Genomic DNA, 24,771 nt, shown 5'->3' with positions numbered 1-24,771 from the left:
CGCGGGGCCCGCCGAGGGGCGCGAAGGCGGGCCCCGCGCCCCGTGCGCGGGCGGGGAGCTGGTGGATCGTTACTGCGCGCCGGGCCGGCGCAGCTGGAACCAGTAGAAGCCGTGCCCCGCCAGGGTGAGCAGGTACGGCCATTCGCCGATCGACGGGAACCGCACCCCGCCGATCAGCTCGACCGGATAGCGCCCGCCGTACCGCCGCAGGTCCAGCTCGGTGGGCTGGGGGAACCGGGAGAAGTTGTTCACACACATGACCAGGTCGCCCTCGTGCTCGCGCACGAAGGCCAGCACGGCCGGGTTGCTGGACGGAAGTTCGGTGTAACTGCCCAGACCGAAGGCCGGATTGAGCTTGCGGATCTCGATCATCCGCCGCGTCCAGTGCAGCAGCGAGGAAGAACTGCTCTGCTGCGCTTCGACGTTGGTCACCTGGTATCCGTAGACCGGATCCATGATGGGCGGCAGACTGAGCCTGCCCGGGTCGGCGGAGGAGAAACCCGCGTTGCGGTCGGGGGTCCACTGCATCGGGGTGCGGACCCCGTCGCGATCCCCCAGCCAGATGTTGTCGCCCATGCCGATCTCGTCGCCGTAGTAGAGCACCGGGGAGCCGGGCAGCGAGAGCAGCAGGGCGGTGAAGAGCTCGATCTGGTTGCGGTCGTTGTCCAGCAGCGGGGCGAGGCGGCGGCGGATGCCCACGTTGGCCCGCATCCGCGGTTCCTTCGCGTACTCCGCGTACATGTAGTCGCGCTCCTCGTCGGTGACCATCTCCAGGGTCAGCTCGTCGTGGTTGCGCAGGAAGATGCCCCACTGGCAGCCGCCCGGGATGGTCGGCGTCTTGGCCAGGATTTCCGAGACCGGGTAGCGCGACTCGCGGCGCACCGCCATGAAGATCCGCGGCATCACCGGGAAGTGGAAGGCCATGTGGCACTCGTCGCCGCCGGAGCCGAAGTCGCCGAAGTAGTCGACCACGTCTTCCGGCCACTGGTTGGCCTCGGCGAGCAGCACGGTGTCCGGGTAGTCCGCGTCGATCTCCTTGCGGACCCGCTGGAGGAACTCGTGGGTCTCCGGGAGGTTCTCGCAGTTGGTGCCTTCGCGTGCGAACAGGTACGGCACCGCGTCGAGCCGGAAGCCGTCGATCCCGAGGTCGAGCCAGAACCGCAGACCCGCGACCATCTCCTCCTGGACCCGCGGGTTGTCGTAGTTCAGGTCCGGCTGGTGGGAGAAGAACCGGTGCCAGAAGTACTGCTTGCGGACCGGGTCGTAGGTCCAGTTGGAGGTCTCGGTGTCGACGAAGATGATCCGGGCGTCGGGGTACTGCTTGTCGTCGTCCGCCCAGACGTAGAAGTCGCCGTACGGTCCCTGGGGGTCGTTGCGGGAGGCCTGGAACCACGGGTGCTGGTCGCTGGTGTGGTTCATCACGAAGTCGATGATCACCCGCATGCCGCGCTTGTGGGCGGCGTCCACGAACTCGACGAAGTCGGCCAGGTCGCCGAACTCGGGCAGCACCGACTTGTAGTCGGCCACGTCGTAGCCGCCGTCACGCAGGGGGGAGGCGAAGAACGGCGGCAGCCAGAGGCAGTCGATGCCGAGCCACTGGAGGTAGTCGAGCTTCGCCGTGAGCCCCTTGAGGTCGCCCACACCGTCGCCGTTGCTGTCCTGGAAGGACCGCACCAGCACCTCGTAGAAGACCGCACGCTTGAACCACTCCGGGTCCAAGTCCTTCTTCTCGGTGTCCGCGAAGGTGTCGTGGACGGGCTCGTTCACAATCACAGGGAGGTCCTCCGAACCGTGAGGAGGTGGGCCGGCGCCATTGAGGGATCGAGCCGGACGTAGTTGTGGCGGTGCCAGGTGTAGCTCTCGCCGAGCAGCTCGTCGTCGATGATGAGCCGCTCGTCACTCGGGAGGGTGACGGTTGCTTCCTGCGGGTGGTGCGGGTCGAGGTTGACGACGATGATCAGCTGGTCCGTGCCGGTGCGCTTGGTGTAGGCGATGACCTGGTCGTTGTCGGTGGGCAGGAAGCTGAGGTTGCGCAGTTCCTGGAGGGCGGGGTGTTCGCGGCGCAGCCGGTTGAGGGTGGTGAGCAGCGGGGCCAGCGAGTCGGTGCGGGTCCAGTCGCGCGGGCGCAGCTGGTACTTCTCGCTGTCCAGGTACTCCTCGGTGTCGGGGCCGGCCGGCGTGGACTCGGCGAACTCGAAGCCGGCGTAGACGCCGTAGCTGGGCGACAGGGTGGCGGCCAGCACGGCGCGCACCGCGAAGCCGCTCAGACCCTGCTGCTGCAGGTGGCGGGGCAGGATGTCGGGGGTGTTGGCGAAGAAGTTGGGCCGCATGTAGGCCGCCGCCGGGCCGGTCAGCTCGTTCAGGTACTCGGTCAGCTCGTACTTGCTGTTGCGCCAGGTGAAGTAGGTGTACGACTGCTGGAAGCCGATCTTCGCCAGGGTGTGCATCATCGCGGGCCGGGTGAAGGCCTCGGCCAGGAAGATGACGTCCGGGTCGGTCCGGTTGATCTCGCCGATCACCTTCTCCCAGAAGTGCACCGGCTTGGTGTGCGGGTTGTCGACCCGGAAGATCCGCACCCCGTGGCCCATCCAGTGGCGCAGCAGCCGCAGGGTCTCGATCACCAGGCCGTCGAAGTCCTGGTCGAAGTTGATCGGGTAGATGTCCTGGTACTTCTTCGGCGGGTTCTCGGCGTAGGCGATGGTCCCGTCGATCCGGTGGCTGAACCACTGCGGGTGCTTGTTGACCCAGGGGTGGTCGGGGGAGGCCTGCAGCGCGAAGTCCAGCGCGATCTCCAGGCCGAGCTCGGTGGCGCGGGCCACGAAGGCGTCGAAGTCCTCGATGGTGCCCAGGTCCGGGTGGATCGCGTCGTGGCCGCCCTCCGGCGAGCCGATCGCCCACGGCGAGCCGACGTCCTGCTGGCCCGGCGTCAGGGAGTTGTTCGGGCCCTTGCGGTAGGCCGTACCGATCGGGTGGATCGGCGGCAGGTAGAGCACGTCGAAGCCCATCGCCGCGACGGCGGGCAGCCGCTCGGCGGCGGTGCGGAAGGTGCCCGAGCGCGGCGGGTTCAGGGTGGCGCCCTCGGAGCGCGGGAAGAACTCGTACCAGGACCCGAACAGCGCCCGCTGCCGCTCCACCCGCAGCGGCAGCGCGGTGGAGGCGGTGACCATCTCCCGCAGCGGATGGCGGGTCAGCGGCTCGGTCACCGCCGGGGCCAGGGCGGCGGCCAGGCGGGAGAGCGGGGGCAGCGCCAGGTCGCGCAGCGCGTGGACGGCCTTGAGCACCTCGGCGCGGCCGTCCTTCTTCGGCACCCCGGCGGCGGCCCGCTCCAGCAGCAGCGCACCCTCCTCCAGGGTCAGTTCGACGTCCTGCCCGGCCGGGACCTTGACGGTGGCCGCGTGCTGCCAGGTCGCCACCGGGTCGCTCCAGGCCTCCACGCTGTAGCTCCACCGGCCTTCGGCCGTCGGAGTGAGCTCGGCGCCCCAGCGGTCGGTGCCGGGCGCCAGCTCGCGCATCGGGATCCAGGCGCCGCCGCGCCCGCGCGGGTCGCGCAGCACCACGTTGGCGTTGACCGCGTCGTGGCCCTCGCGGAAGACGGTGGCGGTGACCAGGAAGGTCTCGCCGACCACCGCGCGGGCCGGGCGGCGGCCGCCGTCCACCTGCGGGGCGACGTCCAGGACGGGGATCCGGCCGATCATCGGGGCGCTCTCTTTCGTCCGGCGTGCCGTCGCCGTGCTGCGGGTGGCGGTGGTGCGGGCGCCGGTGGCGCTTCGAGTGCCGGTGCTGCGGGCGGTGGTCTTGCTGGGGGTGGCTGTGCTCAGGGCGGTCTTGCTCGCGGTGCTCTTGCTGGGCGTGCTCTTGCTCGCGGTGCTCTTGCGCGGGGCGGGCTTGCTCGTGGCGGAGGTGCTCGTGGCGGACCGGGGCTTCGGCTGGCTGGGCGACATGTCTGACGCTGTTTCGGCCGTTCGGGGAGCGCGCGGCGCGAGCGGCTCAGTTATGGCCGGAATCGATACCGGCACGGTGAGTGGCTCCAACCCTTCGGACACCAGTGCGGACTGATTCCGTGTGTCGCCGTGCATGCCAAACTCCTGCCCGAGATCGGCGGCAGTCCCGCGGGCGGTTCGAGCACCGGGGAGTACCGGGAAAACTGCTGGGTGGGGGACTGACAAGCGACCGGTGCCTGCCCGTACCACCGTGCCCGGGCCGATGGCCGAAATCCGGCGCCGCACGGCGGTCCGGAGCTGCGACACGGCGCGCGTCCCGGCGCGCGGCCTCGCGGCACGCCCGGAGGGCGATTCCGGCCTGCCCCGGAAACGACCAGGGCAAGCGTGAGGACACGCGGTGGCACACCAGGGAGGACACCAGGTGAGCCAGGTGGGCTAACGGCCGGCAGCTGAACGCGCAGGGACTGGCGCCGACGAGCTGACGGAGAGTCGGGGAAGGAATCGGAGCGCGGAGGACCGGCCGTGCCGCACGGGAATCGCCACCCATGCCGACCCGCTGCGACAGCGGCCTGTGCCCATCCTCGCACTGTTCGTAGCTCTTACCACTCGGTTCGAGGCCAGCGTGGGTGGTGCGGGGGAGCAGTTCAGCCATCTGCTGCCACCCACCCGGGGGTACTCCGTACGACCGGCGTGCGCTCGCCCCTTGGCGTGCGCCGTGTGCGCCCCCTGTGGCGTGAACTGCGCCGGACGTGATCTCATCTGTCGCCCGAATGGAGCTGTGTTAAGAGAGTTGACGCTCCATCACCCTGTTGCGGCGGTCTACGCTTCGGGCCGTGAAGGCCATCCGCAGATTCACCGTCCGCACCGTCCTGCCCGAACAACTCCAGCCGCTGCACGAACTCGCGCTCAACCTGCGCTGGTCCTGGCACCCGGAGACCCGGGAGCTGTTCCGCTCGGTCGACCCCGGAGTCTGGGAGGCCGTCGGCGAGGACCCGGTCCGGCTGCTCGGCGAGGTGCCGGCCGCCCGGCTCGCCGCGCTCGCCACCGACCGCCGCTTCCTGCGCCGGCTCGGCGACCTCACCGACGACCTGCACGACTACCTGAGCGGGCCGCGCTGGTACCAGTCCTACGAGCCGCTCGGCGAGCGCCCCTCGGCCATCGCGTACTTCTCGCCCGAGTACGGCATCACCGCGGCGCTCCCGCAGTACTCCGGCGGCCTGGGCATCCTGGCCGGCGACCACCTCAAGGCCGCCAGCGACCTCGGCGTGCCGCTGATCGGCGTCGGGCTCTTCTACCGCCACGGCTACTTCCGCCAGTCGCTCTCCCGGGACGGCTGGCAGCAGGAGCGCTACCCGGTGCTCGACCCCGACGAGTTGGCGGTCACCCTGCTGCGCGAGCCCGACGGCACCGCCTGCCGGGTCGAACTCGCGCTGCCCGGCGGACGCACCCTGGCCGCCCAGATCTGGCGGGCCCAGGTCGGCCGGGTCCCGCTGCTGCTGCTCGACTCCGACCTGGAGACGAACACGGCCACCGAACGGGACGTCACCGACCGGCTCTACGGCGGTGGCAGCGAGCACCGGCTGCTGCAGGAGATGCTGCTGGGCATCGGCGGGGTTCGGGCGGTGCGGGCGTTCTGCCGGCTGACCGGACACCCGGAGCCCGAGGTGTTCCACACCAACGAGGGGCACGCCGGCTTCCTCGGGATCGAGCGGATCCGGGAGCTGGTGGCCACCGCCTCGGCGGACTTCGCCGGGGCCCTGGAGGCCGTCCGGGCCGGGACCCTCTTCACCACCCACACCCCCGTCCCCGCCGGCATCGACCGGTTCGACCGGGACCTGGTGGGCCGTCACTTCAGCGGCGACGCGGCGCTGCGCGGCGTCCCGGTCGACCAGGTCCTCGCCCTCGGCGTGGAGAACTGGCCGGGCGGCGACCCGAAGCTCTTCAACATGGCCGCCATGGGCCTGCGGCTGGCCCAGCGCGCGAACGGCGTCAGCACCCTGCACGGCGAGGTCAGCCGCGCCATGTTCGGCGCCCTGTGGCCCGGCTTCGACGCCGCCGAGGTGCCGATCACCTCGATCACCAACGGCGTGCACGCGCCCACCTGGATCGACCCCGCCGTGGTGCGCCTCGGCGCCGCCGAGATCGGCGTCGACCGCACCGAGGCCGCGATGTCGGTGGGCACCGCCGACCGCTGGAGCGGCGTCGAGCAGATCGGCGACGCCGAGATCTGGGCGGTGCGCCGGGAGCTGCGCGCGCAGCTGGTGGAGGAGGCGCGCCGGCGGCTGCGGGCCTCCTGGCGCCAGCGCGGTGCCGGCCAGGCGGAGCTGGGCTGGACCGATGCGGTGCTCGACCCCGACGTGCTGACCATCGGCTTCGCCCGGCGGGTCCCCTCGTACAAGCGCCTCACCCTGATGCTGCGCGACCAGGACCGGCTGCGCGGCCTGTTGCTGCACCCCACCCGGCCGGTGCAGATCGTGGTCGCGGGCAAGGCGCACCCGGCGGACGACGGCGGCAAGCGGCTGATCCAGCAGCTCGTCGCCTTCGCGGACGACCCGGCGGTGCGCCACCGGATCGTCTTCCTGCCGGACTACGACATGGCGATGGCCAAGCACCTCTACCCCGGCTGCGACGTCTGGCTGAACAACCCGCTGCGCCCGCTGGAGGCCTGCGGCACCTCGGGGATGAAGGCGGCGCTGAACGGCTGCCTCAACCTCTCGGTGCTCGACGGCTGGTGGGACGAGTGGTACGACGGCCGCAACGGCTGGGCGATCCCGACCGCCGACGGCTCCGGTTTCGACGAGGACCAGCGCGACGACATCGAGGCCGCCGCCCTCTACGACCTGATCGAGCATCAGGTCGCCGGCACCTACTACGACCGGGGCGCCGACCAGCTGCCGCACCGCTGGATCGCGATGGTCCGGCACACCCTGATCACCCTCGGCCCCAAGGTGCTGGCCGGCCGGATGGTCCGCGAGTACGTGGAGCGGCTCTACACCCCCGCCGCCCTCGCCCAGCGCGGCCTCGCCGGCGACGGCGCGCGCGTGCTCGCCGACTGGAAGGCCCGGGTGCGGGCCGCCTGGCCGGCCATCCGCGTCGAGCACGTCGACGCCGCCGCGGACGCCGCCGAGCTGGGCTCCGCCGTGGCGCTGCGCGTGCAGGTGGCGCTGGGCGGCCTGGACCCGGTCGACGTCGAGGTCCAGGCGGTCTCCGGCGCGGTGGACGAGAGCGACCTGATCCGCGACGCCGACACCCAGACCCTCAAGCCGGTCGGCGGCCCCGACCTGGCCGGCTGCCAACGCTACGAGGGAACCCTGGAACTGGGCCGCACCGGCCCGTTCGGGTACACGGTGCGGGTCCTGCCGAGCCACCCGCTGCTGGCCTCGGCGGCGGAGCTGGGGCTGGTGGCGCTGCCGGCGGAGTCGGCGGGGATGGACGCGGGGGTGCTGCGGTAGCGGCAGTTGCCCGGTGCTGAGCTGGTGCGCGGGAAGTCGGGTGGGTCGACTTCCCGCGCACCGTTGTGCGTGTCGTGGTGGTTCAGCCCCGAAGGATCATCGGGCGTCAGGGCCACGCCAAAACCTGGCGTGTCGCTCACCGCATGTGTTTAGGATGTCGCCATCCGTTGCCGACCGTACGCATGGGGGGACCATGGCGGGCGTTGAGTACGAGCAGTTACCGACCGGGGAGGGGCGTCGGCGGTGGCGTTCCGTTGCGCTGGCCGCTGCCTTGGTGCTGGTGGCCGGGGCTGGGGTGACCGGGTTCTGGTGGAAGCCCTGGCAGTCGGTGGGGTTGCCGGCCAGTGCGTGTTGGGGGGAGTTGGGGCCGGGGGACTACCGGGTGTTGGCGGGGGCGGACGGGGTGGCCAAGGCGTCGGACCGGGGGAGTATCGACGGGCCGGTGACCAGCGGGGTGCTGCTCTCCAGCTGCCGGTTGGTGTGGAATGACGCGCAGCGCTCGAACATGCTCTCGGTGGCGGTGAGTTCGGCGGACGAGAGTGACGGGACCGAGGATCCGCGGCTGCTCGGCAGCGCGCTGCAGGTGGTGGACTTCGGCCCGGACGCGAGGGGTTGGATCGCCCAGGGCACCGGGCCGCTGGCCATGCAGTTCGCGTGCACGTACCCGAGCGGCGCGGTCAAGGCCTCGCCGTACGTCCGCGTCGTGGTCAGCAGCGGGGACCTCGGCACGGCGTCGACCGCCCGGGTGCGGGCGGCCTACGCCGGGATCGCGCTGAAGGTGGCCAAGGCCGTGGTGAGCAGGCTGCCGTGCGGGAACCCGGTGCGGTTGCCCGACCGGCCGGGGTTGCTCCCGCCCGGGTGAGCTCAGACCAGGCTCTCCCGCCAGGCCGTGTGCAGGGTGGCGAAGCTGCCGCTGCCGGCGATCAGTTCGGCGGGGGTGCCGTCCTCGATGATCCGGCCCGACTCCATCACCAGGACGCGGTCGGCGATCTCCACGGTCGACAGGCGGTGCGCGATGATCACCGCGGTGCGGCCGGCGAGCACCGTGCGCATGGCGCGTTGGACGGCCTGCTCGCCGGGGATGTCCAGCGAGGAGGTGGCCTCGTCCAGGATCAGCACGGCGGGGTCGGCCAGCAGGGCGCGGGCGAAGGCGACCAACTGGCGCTGTCCGGCGGAGATCCGGCCGCCGCGCTTGCGGACGTCGGTGTCGTAGCCGTCCGGCAGGGCCGTGATGAAGTCGTGGGCGCCGATCGCCTTCGCCGCTGCCTCGATCTCCGCGCGGGAGGCGTCGGGGCGGCCGATGGCGATGTTCTCGGCGACGGTGCCCGAGAAGAGGAAGGACTCCTGGGTGACCATCACGATGCCGCGCCGCAGCTCGGTGGTGGAGAGCTCGCGCAGGTCGACGCCGTCCAGGGTGACCTGACCCTGCGTCGGGTCGTAGAACCGGGCGAGCAGCTTGGCCAGGGTGGACTTGCCCGCGCCGGTGGCGCCGACGATCGCGGTGGTCCGGCCGGCCGGGAGGGTGAGCGAGAAGGCGGGCAGCACCACCTTGCCGGTGCGGTAGGCGAAAGCGGTGTCGGTGAAGGCGACGGTGCGGCCGGTGGCCGAGGTGGGCGGTAGGGGAAGGGGAGCGGAGGGTTCGGCGACCGAGGGCTCGTGGGCGAGCAGGCCGGCGATCTTCTCCAGTGCGGCCGCCGCCGACTGGTAGCTGTTCAGGAACATCGCCAGCTGGTCGATCGGGTCGTAGAGCCGCCGCAGGTAGAGCACGAAGCCGGTGAGCACACCGACCTCCAGGCTGCCGTCGGTGACCAGGTAGGCCCCGACCAGTACCACCAGGGTCACCCAGAGGTTGGCGGCGGCCCGCGAGAACCCGACGTAACGTGCCATCTCCAGCAGCCCGTTGGCGTTCGCCGTGGCGTACTGCCGGTTGGCCTCGTCGAACGCGTCCAGGTTGGCCTGCTCGCGGCGGAACGCCTGCACCGGGCGGATGCCGTTCATCGTCTCGGTGAAGCGCACGATCACCGAGGCGACCGCGGTCCGCGAGGTGCGGTAGACCCGCGAGCTGCGCCGCCGGAACATCCGCACCAGCAGCGCCATCGGGAGCACCGAGCTGAGCGCCAGCAGCCCCAGCCGCCAGTCCATCACCAGCAGGATCACCGCGATGTAGCAGACCGACAGGAGGACCGCGAGCAGTTCCTGCAGCCCCTCGTTGAGCAGTTCGCGCAGCGCGTCCACATCGCTGGTGCCGCGGGAGATGATCCGGCCCGAGGTGTAGCGCTCGTGGAAGTCCAGGCCGAGCCGCTGGGCGTGCCGGAAGATCCGGGTGCGCAGGTCGAGCAGCACGTCCTGGTTGAGCCGCCCGGTCAGCCGGATGAAGGCGCGTTGCAGCAGCGTGCTCAGCGCCGCGCAGCCCAGGTACCCGGCGGTGACGGCGATCAGCGGGCCGCTGTCGTGGCGGCGCAGCGCGGGGATGCCCTGGTCCATGGCGAGCGCCACCAGCAGCGGGCCGGACTGCAGCGCGGCCTGCTGCAGCAGGATCATCAGCATCGCGCCCAGCACCCGGCCGCGGTGCGGGGCGAGCAGCGAGCGCAGCAGCGCGGTGGGGGCGCCGGGCGGGACGGGGATCTCCTCGTCCGCGAGCACGGGGAGTTCTTCCTCAGGAGCCAGCACGGTCATCGGGTCACACTCGCTTCCAGCGCACTCTCGCCGGACATCAGTTCGCGGTATTCGGGGCAGTTCTCCAGCAGCCGCTGGTGGGTGTCGACGGCCAGGATCCGGCCCTCGACCAGCACGGCCACCCGGTCGGCGAGCAGCACGGTGCTCGGCCGGTGCGCCACCACCAGCGCGGTGGTGCCGGTCAGCACCTCGCGCAGGGCCTGTTCGACCAGCGCCTCGGTGTGCACGTCCAGCGCGGAGAGCGGGTCGTCCAGGACCAGGAAGTCGGGGTCGCCGACCACCGCGCGGGCCAGCGCCAGGCGCTGGCGCTGGCCGCCGGACAGGCTCAGGCCCTGCTCGCCGACCTCGGTGTCCGCGCCCTGCGGCAGCTGGCCGACGAAGCCGGCCTGCGCCACCGCCAGGGCCCGCTCCAGCAGTTCGGGCGTCGCCTCGGGCGCGCCCATCAGCACGTTCTCCCGCACCGAGGCGGAGAACAGGGTGGGATCCTCGAAGGCGACCGCGACGATCTCGCGCAGCCGCGGCAGCGGCAGCCGGGTGATGTCCTGGCCGTCCAGCGTGATGCTGCCCGCGGTGGTCTCGTACAGGCGGGGGAGCAGCGCGGTCAGCGTGGTCTTGCCGCTGCCGGTGGCGCCGACCAGGGCCACCGTCTCGCCGTGCCGGATGTGCAGGTCGATGCCGCGCAGCAGGTCCGGGGAGCCGGCGGGCGCGTCGGGGTAGCGGAAGCGGACGCCGGTGAAGCGGATGCCGTCGCCGTTCGGCGCGGCGTCGGTGGCGGCGAGCGGGACCTCCTCGACGGTGTCCATCACGTCGAAGAACCGGTCCGCGGCGGTGCCCGCCTCGTTGCTGTAGGCGAGCAGCCAACCCAGCGACTCGACCGGCCAGCGCAGCGCCAGCGCGGTGGAGAGGAAGGCGACCAGGGTGCCGGTGCTCAGCTCGTCGTGCGCGACCAGCACCGCGCCGACCGCCAGCGAGGTGCCCAGCGCCGCCTCGGGCAGGCCGACGATCAGCGCCCACAGGTCGGCCAACATCCGGGCCTTGCGCAGCTCGGTGCCGCGCAGCCGCTCGGCCTGCTCGGCGAACCGGCGGGCCATGCTGCGCCGGCGTCCGAAGGACTTGAGGATCCGGATGCCGAGCACCGACTCCTCCAGCACGGTGGCCAGGTCGCCGTTCTGGTCCTGGGCCAGCCGGGCGGCGGCCGAGTAGCGGGTCTCGAAGTGCACGCAGAGCAGCACCAGCGGGATGGCGGGGATCAGCGCGATCAGTCCCAGCCGCCAGTCCAGGGTCAGCATCAGCGCCGATCCGGCCAGGAACATCAGCGAGTTGACGATCAGGAAGACCAGCGGGAAGGCCAGGAAGAGGCGCAGGGTGTACATGTCCGAGGTGGCTCGGGAGAGCAACTGCCCGGACGGCCAGCGGTCGTGGAAGGAGACCGGCAGCCGCTGCAGCTTGGCGTACAGGTCACGGCGCATCGCCGCCTCGACCTTGGCCAGCGGGCGGGCGATCAGCACCCGGCGCAGGCCGAACAGCCCGGCCTCGGCGGCACCGAGCAGCAGGAGCAGACCGATCAGCGGCCACAGCGCGTGCTGGTCGTGGTGGCCGATCGGCCCGTCCACGATCCGGCCGAGCACCAGGGGCACCACCAGCACGGCGGCGGAGGCGACCAGCGCGGCGAGTACCGCGCCGATCAGGTACCAGCGGATCGGGTGGGCGTAGGACCTGAGCCTGAGCAGCGAGCGCACCGTGGACCTGGTGGGCCCGGCGGCGGGCAGCGGCAGCGGGGGTTCGGCGTTCTCGGACATCAGGCCGAGAGTAGGCGGAGCCCCCGACATTCCTCATCCGGTTTTTCACACCTGTCCACCTCCGGCGCCGGGATCCGGCCACCCGTCCGGACAACTCCCCCTGTCACTGTGGTCCGTGGTGGCGCAGCAGTCGCAGCGAGCGGGCGGCCAGCGGCTGGGCGGCGCCGCGCCGGGCGGTGTCGACCAGCAGGTCCCAGCCGCCGGCGGGCAGGGTGAAGTCCACCGGGCGGTCGGCGGCGTTCAGCAGCAGCAGGAAGCTGTCGTCGGTGAGCGGGCAGCCGTGCTGGTCGCGCTCGGACATCGCGTCACCGTTGAGCAGCATGCCCAGCTGCGCGGTGGGCGCGAACCAGTCGGCCTCGGTCATCTCGGTGCCGCGCGCGGTGTACCAGGTGAGGTCGCGCTGCCCGCCGGGCACCGCGGCCCGTCCGGAGAAGAAGGCGCGCTGGCGCAGCACCGGGTGGGACCGGCGCAGCCGGATCAGCTCGGCGGTCAGCTCGTGCAGGGCGCGCCACTCGGGCAGCTCCAGCAGCGACCAGTCCACCCAACTGGTCTCGTTGTCCTGGCAGTAGGCGTTGTTGTTGCCGCCCTGGGTGCGCCCGAACTCGTCGCCCGCGGTGAGCATCGGGACCCCGGAGGCGAGCAGCAGGGTGGCCAGCAGGTTGCGCGTCTGGCGCTGTCTCAGCTCGAGCACGGCAGCCTCGTCCGTCTCGCCCTCCGCGCCGCAGTTCCAGGCCCGGTTGTCGTCGGTGCCGTCCCGCCCGTCCTCGCCGTTGGCCAGGTTGTGCTTGCCGTTGTAGGAGACCAGGTCGCGCAGCGTGAAGCCGTCGTGCGCGGTGACGTAGTTGACCGAGGCGTACGGCCGCCGCCCGCCGAGCTGGTAGAGGTCGGAGGAGCCGGAGAGGCGGTAGCCGAGTTCGGCCACGTCCGGGCGGGCGCCGCGCCAGAAGTCGCGCACGGTGTCGCGGTACTTGTCGTTCCACTCGGCCCACAGCGGCGGGAAGTTGCCCACCTGGTAGCCGCCGTGCCCGACGTCCCAGGGCTCGGCGATCAGCTTGACCCGGCTGAGGAAGGGGTCCTGGGAGACCGCCGCGAGGAACGGGTGGTGCATGTCCACCCCGTCGTCGCTGCGGGCCAGCGCGGCGGCCAGGTCGAAGCGGAAGCCGTCCACGCCCATCTCGGCGGCCCAGTAGCGCAGCGAGTCGGTGATCAGCCGCACGGTCTGCGGCTGCCGGGTGTCCAGCGTGTTGCCGCAGCCGGTGTAGTCGGTGTAGCCCCGGTTGCCCCTGTTGCCGCGGCCCAGCCGGTAGTAGCCGGCGTTGTCGATGCCGCGCAGCGAGAGGGTCGGGCCGCCCTCGCCGCCCTCGGCGGTGTGGTTGTAGACCACGTCGAGGATCACCTCGATGCCCGCCTGGTGCAGCGCCCGGACCATCCGCTTGAACTCGCCGACCTGCTGGCCGCGGGTGCCGGAGGCGGAGTAGCCGCCGTGCGGGGCGAACCAGCCGATCGAGTTGTAGCCCCAGTAGTTGGTCAGGCCGCGCCGGTGCAGGTGGTCCTCGCTGGCGAACTGGTGCACCGGCAGCAGCTCGACCGCGGTGACCCCGAGCGAGGTCAGGTAGTCGATCGCGGCCGGGTGGGCCAGCCCCGCGTAGGTGCCGCGCAGTTCGGCGGGGATGCCCGGATGGCGCATGGTGAAGCCGCGCACGTGCAGCTCGTAGATCACCGTCTCGGCCCACGGGGTCTTCGGGCGGCGGTCGTCCGACCAGTCGTCATCGTCGTGCACCACCACGCCCCGGGCGGTGTACGGGGCGGAGTCGCGGTTGTCCCGGACGGTGTCGGCGACCTCCGGCTCGGGCCAGTCGCGCACCGAGCCGCAGCAGGCGCTGTGGCCGGTGAAGGCCCCGTCGACCGCGCGGGCGTACGGGTCGAGCAGCAGTTTGGCCGGGTTCCACCGGGCGCCGGTCCACGGGTCCCAGCGGCCGTGCACCCGGTAGCCGTAGTGCTGGCCGGGGCCGACGCCGGGCAGGTAGCCGTGCCAGGTCTGGAAGGTCTGCTCGGGCAGCGGATGGCGGGTCTCGACGCCCTGCTCGTCGAACAGGCAGAGCTCGACGGCCTCCGCGCCCGGCGCCCAGAGCGCGAAGTTGGTCCCGTGGCTGCCGTCCGAGCCGTGCCGGTAGCGGGCGCCGAGCGGCTGCCAACTGCCCGGCCAAGGGGCGGCCGAGGGCAGCTGGGCGGCTTGGGGCGCCAGCGGCGCCGCGTGCTCCAGTTCCTGGAATGCCGTCATGCCCGATGCCCTCCGAGCCGTTGGCCCGCGATTCGCGCGCGTTTGTTACGGACGGATGTCCGCTGAGTGGAATCGTTCCCTCGTGTTCCAGGGAGAATCCGATCGTCGAACTCCGATCGTTGAACGCGGGACTGGAGCGGCACTCGATCGGCCAGTCCGCCGGGCGGCCGGGACGGGGGGTCAGGGGCGGTGTGCGGCAGGGCTGTCGACTGCCCGTGGACCGCCTGTCGACTGCGCGGCGACCGCCCGGCGAGGCCGGTGAACCCTTACGTGCTTTCACCTCTCGGTCACGCCCCTCCCGCCGAAGATTCACTCAGTTGGCCCCGTTATCCTTGCGCGAGCGCGGGCCCGGAGCGGGGTTCCGGCGACCGATGATGAGGGGGAGCGCCCAGTGCAGGCGGTTCAGGCGGCTGCGGCCGCGAGAGGGATACGGGCGACCCGGACGACGGCGCGCCGCGCCGCCGTGGCACTGCTGGCGGGTGGTGTGCTGGTGCTGGCGAGCGGCTGCGGGCCGGACGACACCTCGGCCAAGACCGGCAACGCGGCCGGCAGCGGCGGGGGAGCCGCGGCGAGCGCGCCGGCGGCCGCACCGTCGCCGAAGGTCTCGGCGGCCCAGCTGACCGTGAGCCCCTCGGACGGTTCGCAGAACGTGGCGCCCAGCGGCGCGGTCAAGGTCTCGGTGGCGAACGGCAAGCTGACCCAGGTGTCGGTGGCCGACAAGGACGGCAACGCGATCCAGGGCGCCATCGCCCCCGACGGTTCCTCCTGGACACCGAGCGGCGCGCTGGCCGTCGGCATGCTCTACAAGGTGAGCGCCCAGGCGGTGGACGCCACCGGGCTGCAGGCGGCGGTGAACAGCAGCTTCACCACGCTGACCCCGGGTAAGACGGTCTCCTCCAACGACAACGTCTCGACCGGTGCCACCTACGGGGTCGGCATGATCGTCTCGGTCAACTTCAGCAAGGCGATCAAGAACAAGGACGCCGTCGTCCAGGGCATCACCTTCGACGCCTCGGACGGCACCCAGGTCAAGGGCCACTGGTTCGGCGACACCCGCCTCGACTTCCGCCCCCAGCAGTACTGGAAGTCCGGCACCAAGGTCACCATCCACTTCAAGCTGAAGAGCGTCGAGGTCTCGCCCGGCGTCTACGGCAGCGCGGACCGCGACGAGTCGTTCACCATCGGCCGCTCGCAGATCTCCACCGCCGACGCCGCCAGCGACCAGATGACGGTGGTCCGCGACGGCCAGACCGTCGAGACGCTGCCGATCTCCGCCGGGAACGACCAGAACCCGTCGTGGAACGGCACCATGACGATCGAGAGCAAGGAGCTGGTCACCCGGATGAACTCGGCGACCGTCTCCAACGTGGTCGGCGGGGAGTACGACGTGCCGGACGTCCCGCACGCGATGCGGCTGACCGACTCGGGCACGTACGTGCACGGCAACTACTGGGGCACCACCTTCGGCAAGTCCAACGCCAGCCACGGCTGCGTGGGTCTGCAGGACGGCAAGGGCGGCGACGCGAACTCGGTGGCCGGCAAGTTCTACACCGCCTCGCTGGTCGGTGACGTGGTGATCATCAAGAACTCCAAGGGCAAGACGGTCAGCCCCAGCAACGGGCTGAGCGGCTGGACGCTGCCGTGGGGTTCCTGGTAATCAGCTGAGATTTCGCCGATCAAGGCAACCGACGGCCCGCCCCGAAGCGTTCTCGGGGTGGGCCGTTCGAGCGATGGTCACCGTTCGGTGCCGGAGTTCCGGGGGCGGGTATGGATCCCGCCGAACGAGTGAAGTAGTCGGATGTAACAATCTACCGATTTGTCGACTGAGAACCGCTGGGTCGACCGAGAACCACTGGGGAGTACAGGCATGCGCGCGATACGTGTGGGAGCGGCACTGGCCGTAGGCGGCACCCTGCTGCTCGCCACGGCGTGCGGTGGTGGCACCACCGGCCCGAAGGCCGCGGGCGGCACGGCGAGCGCGGGCTCCGCCGCCGGTGGCAGCGGCAGCCCGGGTCCGGCCGCCTCGGCGTCCGCGACGCCGACCTCGGCCGCCGTGGTCGACATCGAGCCCAAGGACGGCACCCAGAACGCCGCGCCGGACGCGCTCAAGGTCGCGGTCAGCAGCGGAAAGCTGAGCCAGGTCACGGTCACCGACAAGAGCGGCCAGGCGGTCCAGGGCAGCATCTCCGCCGACGGCACCAGCTGGGTGCCGGCCGCCGGACTCTCGGTCGCCGACTCGTACCAGGTGAAGGCGCAGGCCACCGACGCCAAGGGGGTGAGCACCACGGCCACCAGCGGCTTCTCCACGCTGACCCCGAGCAGGACCTCGCGCAGCCAGGACAACGTGGCGACCGGCTCCACCTACGGCGTCGGCATGATCGTCTCGTTCGACTTCGGCATGCCGATCCAGAACAAGCAGGCGGTCGACAACGCGATCACCTTCGAGGCCTCGGACGGCACCCAGGTCAAGGGCCACTGGATGGGCAGCAACCGGCTGGACATCCGCCCGCAGAACTTCTGGAACCCGAACACCCAGGTCAAGATCCACATCCGGCTGAAGAACGTCGAGGTCTCGCCCGGCGTCTACGGCGGCTCGGACCGCGACGAGTCCTTCACCATCAGCAGCCGGGCCCAGGTCAGCACGGTGGACGCCGCCGCGCACACCATGACGGTGCAGGACAACGGGCAGACCGTGGAGACCATCCCGATCAGCTCCGGCTCGGACGAGCACCCGACCTACAACGGCACCATGGTGATCGAGGCCAAGGAGGGCACCGCCCACATGACCTCCGCCTCGGTGCCCGGGCTCAAGCCCGGCGAGTACGACCTGCAGGTCCCGCACTCGATGCGGCTCACCGACTCGGGCACCTACGTGCACGGGAACAACTGGTCCTCGGCCGGCACCTTCGGCTCGGCCAACGTGAGCCACGGCTGCGTCGGCCTGCAGGACGCCCCGGGCAACGCGGGCGGCACCGACACGCCGGCGGCCAAGTTCTACGCGGCCTCGATGGTGGGAGATGTCGTGAAGGTCGTCAACTCCAAGGGCGCACAGGTCACTCCTGACAACGGCCTGAGCGGCTGGAACATGGCGTGGGGCACTTGGTAGTACCCGATGCACCTGGCCGTGTGCGGCTGGCATATGCCAAATGAATAGTGATCGTTTGGTCATTGTCCGTACATGGCTGCTCGCGAACCGCGATGATGGAGCGCATGGCGGGATGGGGCGAAGTCGATCAGTCATCACATCTCGGGCCCGACCTGGCCGCTGACACTCCAGCAGGAGTGTTGCGGCCGGGTGCGGTGGCCCCGTGCGGGGCCCTGCCCACTGCCGGGCTCGCGGCCCTGGAGCGGCTCACCAGCTGGGAGTTGGAGCGCACCGTCCTGCCCCGGCTGCGCGATCCGGCCGCCGCGGAGGAGGTGCGGCTGCCCTCGCGCGGCGAGTCCGGGCCGCTGGCCCGGCGGCTGGTGCTCGCGGTGCTGCAGAGCTGGGGCCTGCAGCCGCTGCTGGAGGTGGGCGAGTTACTCACCGCCGAGCTGGTCGCCAACGCCGTGCGACACACCGGCGGCCGCACCATCGGGCTCAAGCTGCTGCGCCGACCCGGCTGGCTGCGGGTGGAGGTGCGGGACTCCTCGCGGGCGCTGCCCTGCCTGATCGTGGCCGAGCCGGGGATGGCGGAGTGCGGGCGGGGGCTGCTGGTGGTGGACACCCTGGCGGACCGCTGGGGCGCCGACCTGCTGCCGCGCGGCAAGGGCGTCTGGTTCGAGCTGAAGGTGCGGGAGCGGACGGCCTGACCAGGCGCTGATGACTTGACGATACGTCAACCACGGGAAGGCTCTCACCATCTGAGGCGAGGTCAAATTCGTCCAAGCCGAACACCCCCGCGAGCCGCTAGCGTTCGATCGCTCGTACACGCCGCGGCGACCAGCCCCGGCACTTGATCGGGCACAGCCGCTCCGTCGTCTGTGCTCCGCGCGATCCACCATTCGGTGTCGGGGGATAGATGGCTGCCTTGCGGCTCAAGACCGCTTCTCGTCTGCTGACGGCTCTTCCGGTTTCCCTCCTCCTGCTCGCGTCGCCGCTGGTGTCGGCCGCCCCGGCCGGAGCGGCCACGCCGCAGGACATCTGTGCGCCGCAGTACGCGGCCGCCCAGGACGTCAGAGCTCAGATCGCGGCCCACAACGCCCAGCCGCACGAATTCATCGTGCCGCGCGAGCAGGCCGCCGCCGACGCCTACGACGCCGAGGCCGCGGCCCTCAGGACGAAGCAGGATCAGGCCACCGCCGCCTACACGGCGTGCTTCAACGCGATGATGGCGCTGGCCGACGCCGCAGGCACCGGCGATCTCAACTTCAAGGAGCCCACCCCTGCCAAACGCGCGGAGATCCAGAATGGGAAGCAGCGCGTGGGGTCCGGCTGGACGCCGCCGCCCCCGCCGCGCGCCGGGGCGAACTGGCAGGTGCCGAAGAACTCGCCCATGCGCCCGCTGTTCGACGCCCTCCGCAAGGACAACCCGGGCTCCGTCCCGTACGACTACTTCAAAGGCGGCACGAAGTTGACGGCCGGCGCACCGGATCCGGCCTATCCCGCGTCGTCCGGAAGGCTTATCGAAGCAGGCCCGAACGGCCGCCTGAAAATCAGCGCGGACCACATAGTTCCGTTGTCGGAGCTCGTCCAGATGCGCGGGTTCACCAAGCTCTCCGCCGACAACATGTTCATCATCAGCCGCGCTCCGCTCAACTTCCAGTGGCTGTCGGCCGCTTCGAACCTGTCGAAGCAGTCGAGAAGCGCGGCCTTCGTGACGGGCGCGGATCCGCGCTGGATCGCCAGCCAGCAGGCTCTGGAGAACGACGTGCGCAGCAAACTCCAGGCGGCCATCGATCAGCTGTTGCAGAGCCAGGGAGACTGACATGACGGCCATCGGCGATGCCCAGGTGGAACGGACGCTTCCCGAGTGGTCGCTTGCCTTCGTCGAGCCGACGGCAGCACAGGCTGCTCAACTGCCGGAGCAGTGGCGGCCGATCGCACTGGCGGCTGACGCCGGGGCGCGGTGCCGACTGGCTCGTTCGCTCTGGAGTCGCGGCTTCCTCGCCGCGGTGCCACGGTTCGCCGCCGCACTGGCGACCCGCTGCGCCGACGTGCGGGCCTGCATCGTGCACGACTGCCCCGCCCTGGTGTACGTCATGGCGGACGACGATGGTGGACATGTCTCCTGGGTCGGTTACGATCCCCGCGAGTTCGGCCCGGTGCCGGAATTCTGGCAGAGCTTTCCCGCATCGCTGCGGGTGTTTCTCCGTGAGGTGCACGCCGGGTTCGTGTCGGGGGCCGACGGGGCATCGTTCGGCCCGGCCCGGCCCGTGCACATGGTCAGTCTCGCGAGGTTCGCGGGATTCCCCGAGGGCATCCCCGGCTGGGACGAGGACGGCAGGATCGCGTCGACCAGACTGCTGCGGATCACCTCGGACGGCGGAAACCTTCACTACTGCCTGTCGCCCGATCTCGCGCCGGGGGACATCGCTCTCGTCTACGAGGGGGACATCGACCCGGCGGACTTCGGCACCACGCTGGACGAGCTCATGATGTCGCGTTTCGAAGCGCGGACCTGACCAGGCAGAACCATCGAACAGGAGCGAGGAGTGACACCGAACCCCGAACGTCGCCCCAGGAAGGGGCCGTTCGTCCTCGGCGCAGCCGTGCTGATCGTCGTCACGGGAGGCGCCATCGGGTACGCGCAGGTCCAACACGCGCAGGTCCAACACGCGCACAGTGATCCGGTACGGATCCAGCAGGTGGTCGACCAGTTCGCCACCGCGGTCGACCGGGCCGACGTGGCCAAGACCGTCAGCCTGCTCTGCCCGGAAGAGGCCAACGCCATCACCGACAGCGACATCCCGCCCGACAGCAGTCAACTCGCCACCGCCAAGCGGCCGATCAAGGTCTCCGGCATACAGGTCCGGGGCGATCTGGCCACCGCGCAGGTGACCAGACCCGGTGTCAGCGCAACTCTCCACCTGCGCAAGGATGCCGGCACCTGGAAGGTCTGCGACCCGGCCGCGACGGGCTGACCACGTCAGGGAGTGGTTTCGTCAGCACTCGATGACGTTGACAGCGAGGCCGCCGCGACTCGTCTCCTTGTACTTGACCTTCATGTCCGCCCCGGTCTCCTTCATCGTCTTGATCGCCTTGTCCAGCGAGACGTGGTGCCGGCCGTCGCCGCGCAGGGCCATCCGGGCGGCGGTGACGGCCTTGACCGAGGCCATGCCGTTGCGCTCGATGCAGGGGATCTGGACCAGGCCGCCGACCGGGTCGCAGGTGAGGCCGAGGTTGTGCTCGATGCCGATCTCGGCGGCGTTCTCGACCTGCTCGGGGGTGCCGCCGAGGACCTCGGCGAGGCCGCCGGCGGCCATCGAGCAGGCGGAGCCGACCTCGCCCTGGCAGCCGACCTCGGCGCCGGAGATGGAGGCGTTCTCCTTGAAGAGCATGCCGATCGCGCCGGCGGCGAGCAGGAAGCGGACGATGCCGTCCTCGTCCGCGCCGGGGATGAAGTTCTGGAAGTAGTGCAGGACGGCGGGGATGATGCCGGCCGCGCCGTTGGTGGGGGCGGTGACCACGCGCTGGCCGCTGGCGTTCTCCTCGTTGACCGCCATGGCGTAGAGGGTGACCCACTCCATCGCGTTGGCCGGGCCGATGCCCTCGGCGCGCAGCGCGCGGGCGCCGGCGGCGGCGCGGCGGCGGACCTTGAGGCCGCCGGGCAGGATGCCCTCGCGGGACATGCCCGCGCTGACGCACTCCTTCATCACGGCCCAGATCTCCAGCAGGCCGGTGCGGATCTCCGCCTCGGTGCGCCAGGCCTTCTCGTTCTCCAGCATCAGGCCGGAGATGGACAGGCCGGTCTCCCGGGTGAGGCGCAGCAACTCCTCGCCGGTGCGGAAGGGGTAGCGCAGCGCGGTGTCGTCCGGGACCACCCGGTCGGCGCCGATCGCGTCCTCGTCCACCACGAAGCCGCCGCCGACCGAGTAGTAGGTCTTCTCCAGCAGCAACGTTCCTGCGCCGTCGTGCGCCACCAGGGTCATGCCGTTGGCGTGGTAGGGCAGCGAGCGGCGGCGGTGCAGGATCAGCTGGAGGTCGGGGTCGAAGGCGATCAGGTGGGTGCCGAGCAGGCTGAGCCGCTTGGCCTCCTTGATCCGCTCGACGTCCTGGTCGGCCTTGGCCACGTCGACGGTCCGCGGCGAGTTGCCCTCCAGGCCGAGCAGCACCGCCTTCGGGGTGCCGTGCCCGTGGCCGGTGGCGCCGAGCGAGCCGAAGAGCTCGGCCTTGACCGAGGTCACCTGGTCCAGCAGCCCTTCCGAGCGCAGCCGGCGGGCGAACATCCGGGCCGCGCGCATCGGGCCGACCGTGTGGGAGCTGGACGGGCCGATGCCGATGGAGAAGAGGTCGAAGACGCTGATGGCCACGGGGGTGACGTCCTTAATGTCTCGTCGAGAACGGCTTGTCTCGTGGAGTCTCGGGTGGAGAGCGGGGCATGAGACGGGGCACCGGCTCACGTTCCAGTGTGCGCGGTGCCCCGGGGGAAAGGGCCTGGTCGGCGGGGGTGATGCCGACCACGCCCGGCCGGACGTTCTTAGAGGTCCGGGTAGAGCGGGTACTTCTCGGCCAGCGCGATGACCCGGGCCTTCAGGGCGGCGGCCTTGGCCTCGTCGAAGCCCGGCAGCAGCGCCTCGGCGATCACGTCGGCGACCTCACGGAAGTCGTCGGCGGTGAAGCCGCGGGTGGCCAGCGCCGGGGTGCCGATCCGCAGGCCGGAGGTGACCATCGGCGGGCGCGGGTCGTTCGGGACGGCGTTGCGGTTGACCGTGATGCCGACCTCGTGCAGGCGGTCCTCGGCGTCCTGGCCGTTCAGCTCGCTGTTGCGCAGGTCGACCAGGACCAGGTGCACGTCGGTGCCGCCGGAGAGCACCGAGATGCCGGCCGCGGTGGCGTCCTCCTGCAGCAGGCGGGCGGCCAGGATCTTGGCGCCCTCCAGGGTGCGCTCCTGGCGCTCCTTGAACTCCGGGGAGGCGGCGACCTTGAAGGAGACGGCCTTGGCGGCGATCACGTGCTCCAGCGGACCGCCCTGCTGGCCGGGGAAGACCGCGGAGTTGATCTTCTTGGCCAGTGCGGCGGTGGAGAGGATCACGCCACCGCGCGGGCCGCCCAGGGTCTTGTGGGTGGTGGTGGTGACCACGTCCGCGTACGGCACCGGGGACGGGTGCAGGCCCGCGGCCACCAGGCCGGCGAAGTGGGCCATGTCCACCATCAGGTACGCGCCGACCTCGTCGGCGATCCGGCGGAACTCGGCGAAGTCGAGCTGGCGCGGGTAGGCGGACCAGCCGGCGATGATCAGCTTGGGCTGGTGCTCCTTGGCCAGGCGCTCGACCTCCTCCATGTCGACCAGGTTGGTCTGCTCGTCCACGTGGTACGCCACCACGTTGTAGAGCTTGCCGGAGAAGTTGATCTTCATGCCGTGGGTCAGGTGACCGCCGTGCGCCAGGTTCAGGCCCAGGATGGTGTCGCCCGGCTGGATCAGCGCGAACATCGCGGCGGCGTTGGCCTGCGCGCCGGAGTGCGGCTGGACGTTGGCGGCCTCGGCGCCGAACAGCGCCTTGATCCGGTCGATGGCGATCTGCTCGACCACGTCGACGTGCTCGCAGCCGCCGTAGTAGCGCTTGCCGGGGTAGCCCTCGGCGTACTTGTTGGTGAGCACCGACCCCTGGGCCTCCATGACCGCCACCGGGGCGAAGTTCTCGGAGGCGATCATTTCGAGGGTGGACTGCTGGCGGTGCAGCTCGGCGTCGACCGCGGCGGCGATCTCGGGGTCGAGTGCGTGCAGGGACTGGTTGAGAACCGTCATGGTGGCGTCTTCCCGTGGGGCTGGGCAGCGGACCGGAGGTCGGGCGGCCGCCGCGCTGCGACCGCCCGCGATGTCCGTCAGGACTTGGTGAACTCGCTGTACTCGTCGGCGCCGAGCAGGTCCGCGGGGGCCTCGGAGACCTTCAGCTTGAAGAGCCAACCACCCTCGAAGGCGGCCGAGTTGACCAGAGCGGGCTCGTCGGTGACGGCCTCGTTGACCTCGACGACCTCACCGGTGGCGGGGGAGTACAGGTCGCTGACGGACTTGGTGGACTCGAGCTCACCGCAGGTCTCGCCGGCGGTGACGGTGTCGCCGACGGCGGGCAGCTGCACGTAGACGATGTCGCCGAGCGCGGTGGCCGCGTGCTCGGTGATCCCGACGGTCGACACGCCGTCAGCGTCGGCGGCGGTCAGCCACTCGTGGTCCTTGCTGTACTGCAGGTGCTGCGGGTTGCTCATGGTCTCATTCTCCAGGATCGGAAGCGGGTGTGACGAAACGGTCCGCTGAGCGGACGCGCTACTGGACGGTCGGCACAGTGGGTGGCGGGCTGTAGCGCGGGTGCGCCGCAGCGGGTGCGGCGCAGCGGTTGCTTCAGCGGGCGCGCTTGTAGAACGGCAGCGCGACGACCTCGACCGGCTCGTGCTTGCCGCGCACGTCCACCGCGACCGCGGTGCCGGGGGCGGCGAAGGCGGCGTCCACGTACGCGATGGCGATCGGCTTGCCGAGCGTGGGGGAGGGGGCGCCGGAGGTGATCCGGCCGATCGCGGTGGACTCGCCCTCGGCCGGGGCGGAGACCACCGCGTACTCGGCGCGCGGCACCCGCTTGCCCTCGGAGACCAGGCCGACCAGCTTGCGCGGCGGGGCGGACTCGGCCTTGGCGGCCGCCTCCTCCAGCGCCTTGCGGCCGACGAACTCGCCGCCGTTGGTGGTCTTGTCGAAGCGCACCACCCGGCCCAGGCCCGCGTCGAACGGGGTCAGCGAGGTGTCCAACTCGTGCCCGTAGAGCGGCATGCCGGCCTCCAGGCGCAGCGTGTCGCGGCAGGACAGGCCGCACGGGATCAGGCCGGCCGGGGCGCCGGCCTCGGTCAGCGCGGTCCACAGGTGCTCGGCGTCGGCCGGTGCGCAGAAGATCTCGAAGCCGTCCTCGCCGGTGTAGCCGGTCCGGGCCAGCCAGACCTGCTTGCCGGCCACCGTCGCGGGCAGCAGCGCGTAGTACTTGAGGCCGGGCAGGTCGGCGTCGGTGAGCGAGCCGAGGATGCCGTTGGCCTGCGGGCCCTGCACGGCGATCAGCGCGTACGCGTCGCGGTCGTCGCGCACCACGGCGTCGAAGCCGGCCGCGCGCTCGGTCAGCGCGTCCAGCACCACCTGGGCGTTGGAGGCGTTGGCGACCACCATGAACTCGTCCTCGGCGGTCCGGTAGACGATCAGGTCGTCCAGGATCCCGCCGTCCTCGCGGCAGATCATCGTGTAGCGGGCGCGCAGCACGCCGAGCGCCGAGATGAAGCCGACCAGCGCGTGGTCCAGCAGCTCACCGGCCTGCGGGCCGGAGACGGTGATCTCACCCATGTGCGAGAGGTCGAAGAGGCCGGCCTTGGTCCGGACCGCGAGGTGCTCCTCGCGCTCGCTGCCGTAGCGCAGCGGCATGTCCCAGCCGGCGAAGTCGGTCATGGTCGCGCCCAGGGCACGGTGCAGCGCGTCGAGCGCGGTCAGACGGGGGGACATGATGAGACTCCC

General features: G+C 71.1%; 17 protein-coding genes. 8 read left to right on the top strand and 9 right to left on the bottom strand.

Features of this window, described 5'->3' with window-relative positions; genetic code table 11:
• Positions 1-69: 69 nt before the first annotated feature.
• A complete protein-coding gene (gene treS, locus P3T41_RS02990; RefSeq protein WP_280687380.1) occupies positions 70-1,773 on the bottom strand; it encodes a maltose alpha-D-glucosyltransferase in 1,704 nt (567 codons plus the stop codon).
• Positions 1,770-3,695 carry an alpha-1,4-glucan--maltose-1-phosphate maltosyltransferase gene (locus P3T41_RS02985; RefSeq protein WP_280687988.1) on the bottom strand — a complete coding sequence of 642 codons (1,926 nt, stop codon included), beginning with the start codon at positions 3,693-3,695 and terminating at the stop codon, positions 1,770-1,772. The genes treS and P3T41_RS02985 overlap by 4 nt, the downstream gene beginning before the upstream one ends.
• A gap of 1,079 nt (positions 3,696-4,774) precedes the next feature.
• Here P3T41_RS02985 and glgP point away from each other — a divergent pair.
• Both glgP and P3T41_RS02975 read left to right on the top strand, forming a co-directional pair.
• A complete protein-coding gene (glgP, locus tag P3T41_RS02980; protein ID WP_280687379.1) occupies positions 4,775-7,393 on the top strand; it encodes an alpha-glucan family phosphorylase in 2,619 nt (872 codons plus the stop codon).
• A 193-nt stretch (positions 7,394-7,586) separates the two neighbouring features.
• A complete protein-coding gene (locus P3T41_RS02975; RefSeq protein ID WP_280687378.1) occupies positions 7,587-8,255 on the top strand; it encodes a hypothetical protein in 669 nt (222 codons plus the stop codon).
• Between the two features lie 2 nt (positions 8,256-8,257).
• Here the strand turns inward: P3T41_RS02975 and P3T41_RS02970 are convergent, their stop codons facing one another.
• The 3 genes from P3T41_RS02970 to glgX all read right to left on the bottom strand — a co-directional run bounded on the left by P3T41_RS02970 (position 8,258) and on the right by glgX (position 14,149).
• On the bottom strand, positions 8,258-10,069 hold the full coding sequence (locus tag P3T41_RS02970; protein ID WP_280687377.1) for an ABC transporter ATP-binding protein: 1,812 nt from the start codon (positions 10,067-10,069) through the stop codon (positions 8,258-8,260).
• On the bottom strand, positions 10,066-11,868 hold the full coding sequence (locus P3T41_RS02965) for an ABC transporter ATP-binding protein (RefSeq protein ID WP_280687376.1): 1,803 nt from the start codon (positions 11,866-11,868) through the stop codon (positions 10,066-10,068). The genes P3T41_RS02970 and P3T41_RS02965 overlap by 4 nt, the downstream gene beginning before the upstream one ends.
• Positions 11,869-11,971: 103 nt before the next feature.
• A complete protein-coding gene (gene glgX / locus P3T41_RS02960) occupies positions 11,972-14,149 on the bottom strand; it encodes a glycogen debranching protein GlgX (RefSeq protein WP_280687375.1) in 2,178 nt (725 codons plus the stop codon).
• Between the two features lie 391 nt (positions 14,150-14,540).
• Here glgX and P3T41_RS02955 point away from each other — a divergent pair, with 391 nt between their 5' ends.
• The 6 genes from P3T41_RS02955 to P3T41_RS02930 all read left to right on the top strand — a co-directional run bounded on the left by P3T41_RS02955 (position 14,541) and on the right by P3T41_RS02930 (position 20,212).
• A complete protein-coding gene (locus tag P3T41_RS02955) occupies positions 14,541-15,806 on the top strand; it encodes an Ig-like domain-containing protein (RefSeq protein WP_280687374.1) in 1,266 nt (421 codons plus the stop codon).
• 210 nt (positions 15,807-16,016) lie between these two features.
• Positions 16,017-17,255: an Ig-like domain-containing protein gene (locus P3T41_RS02950; protein WP_280687373.1), complete on the top strand. Its 1,239-nt coding sequence runs from the start codon at positions 16,017-16,019 to the stop codon at positions 17,253-17,255.
• A gap of 260 nt (positions 17,256-17,515) precedes the next feature.
• Positions 17,516-17,941 carry an ATP-binding protein gene (locus P3T41_RS02945; protein ID WP_280687987.1) on the top strand — a complete coding sequence of 142 codons (426 nt, stop codon included), beginning with the start codon at positions 17,516-17,518 and terminating at the stop codon, positions 17,939-17,941.
• Positions 17,942-18,159: 218 nt separating this feature from the next.
• Entirely contained in the window at positions 18,160-19,056 is an 897-nt protein-coding gene (locus P3T41_RS02940) for a hypothetical protein (RefSeq protein ID WP_280687372.1), read from the top strand.
• Between the two features lies 1 nt (position 19,057).
• Positions 19,058-19,753 carry a hypothetical protein gene (locus P3T41_RS02935; protein ID WP_280687371.1) on the top strand — a complete coding sequence of 232 codons (696 nt, stop codon included), beginning with the start codon at positions 19,058-19,060 and terminating at the stop codon, positions 19,751-19,753.
• 30 nt (positions 19,754-19,783) lie between these two features.
• Positions 19,784-20,212, top strand: coding sequence for a hypothetical protein (locus tag P3T41_RS02930; protein ID WP_280687370.1), 429 nt, complete (start codon positions 19,784-19,786; stop codon positions 20,210-20,212).
• Positions 20,213-20,233: 21 nt separating this feature from the next.
• Here the strand turns inward: P3T41_RS02930 and P3T41_RS02925 are convergent, their stop codons facing one another.
• The 4 genes from P3T41_RS02925 to gcvT all read right to left on the bottom strand — a co-directional run bounded on the left by P3T41_RS02925 (position 20,234) and on the right by gcvT (position 24,759).
• Positions 20,234-21,601, bottom strand: coding sequence for an L-serine ammonia-lyase (locus P3T41_RS02925; RefSeq protein ID WP_280687369.1), 1,368 nt, complete (start codon positions 21,599-21,601; stop codon positions 20,234-20,236).
• Positions 21,602-21,768: 167 nt separating this feature from the next.
• Positions 21,769-23,037, bottom strand: coding sequence for a serine hydroxymethyltransferase (gene glyA, locus P3T41_RS02920; RefSeq protein ID WP_280687368.1), 1,269 nt, complete (start codon positions 23,035-23,037; stop codon positions 21,769-21,771).
• 77 nt (positions 23,038-23,114) lie between these two features.
• Positions 23,115-23,495, bottom strand: coding sequence for a glycine cleavage system protein GcvH (gcvH, locus tag P3T41_RS02915; RefSeq protein WP_280687367.1), 381 nt, complete (start codon positions 23,493-23,495; stop codon positions 23,115-23,117).
• A 133-nt stretch (positions 23,496-23,628) separates the two neighbouring features.
• Positions 23,629-24,759: a glycine cleavage system aminomethyltransferase GcvT gene (gcvT, locus tag P3T41_RS02910; protein ID WP_280687366.1), complete on the bottom strand. Its 1,131-nt coding sequence runs from the start codon at positions 24,757-24,759 to the stop codon at positions 23,629-23,631.
• Positions 24,760-24,771: the final 12 nt, after the last annotated feature.

It is taken from the genome of Kitasatospora sp. GAS204B, assembly GCF_029892155.1.
Classification (GTDB): domain Bacteria; phylum Actinomycetota; class Actinomycetes; order Streptomycetales; family Streptomycetaceae; genus Kitasatospora.
This window is presented reverse-complemented; position numbering and strand designations above follow the sequence as displayed.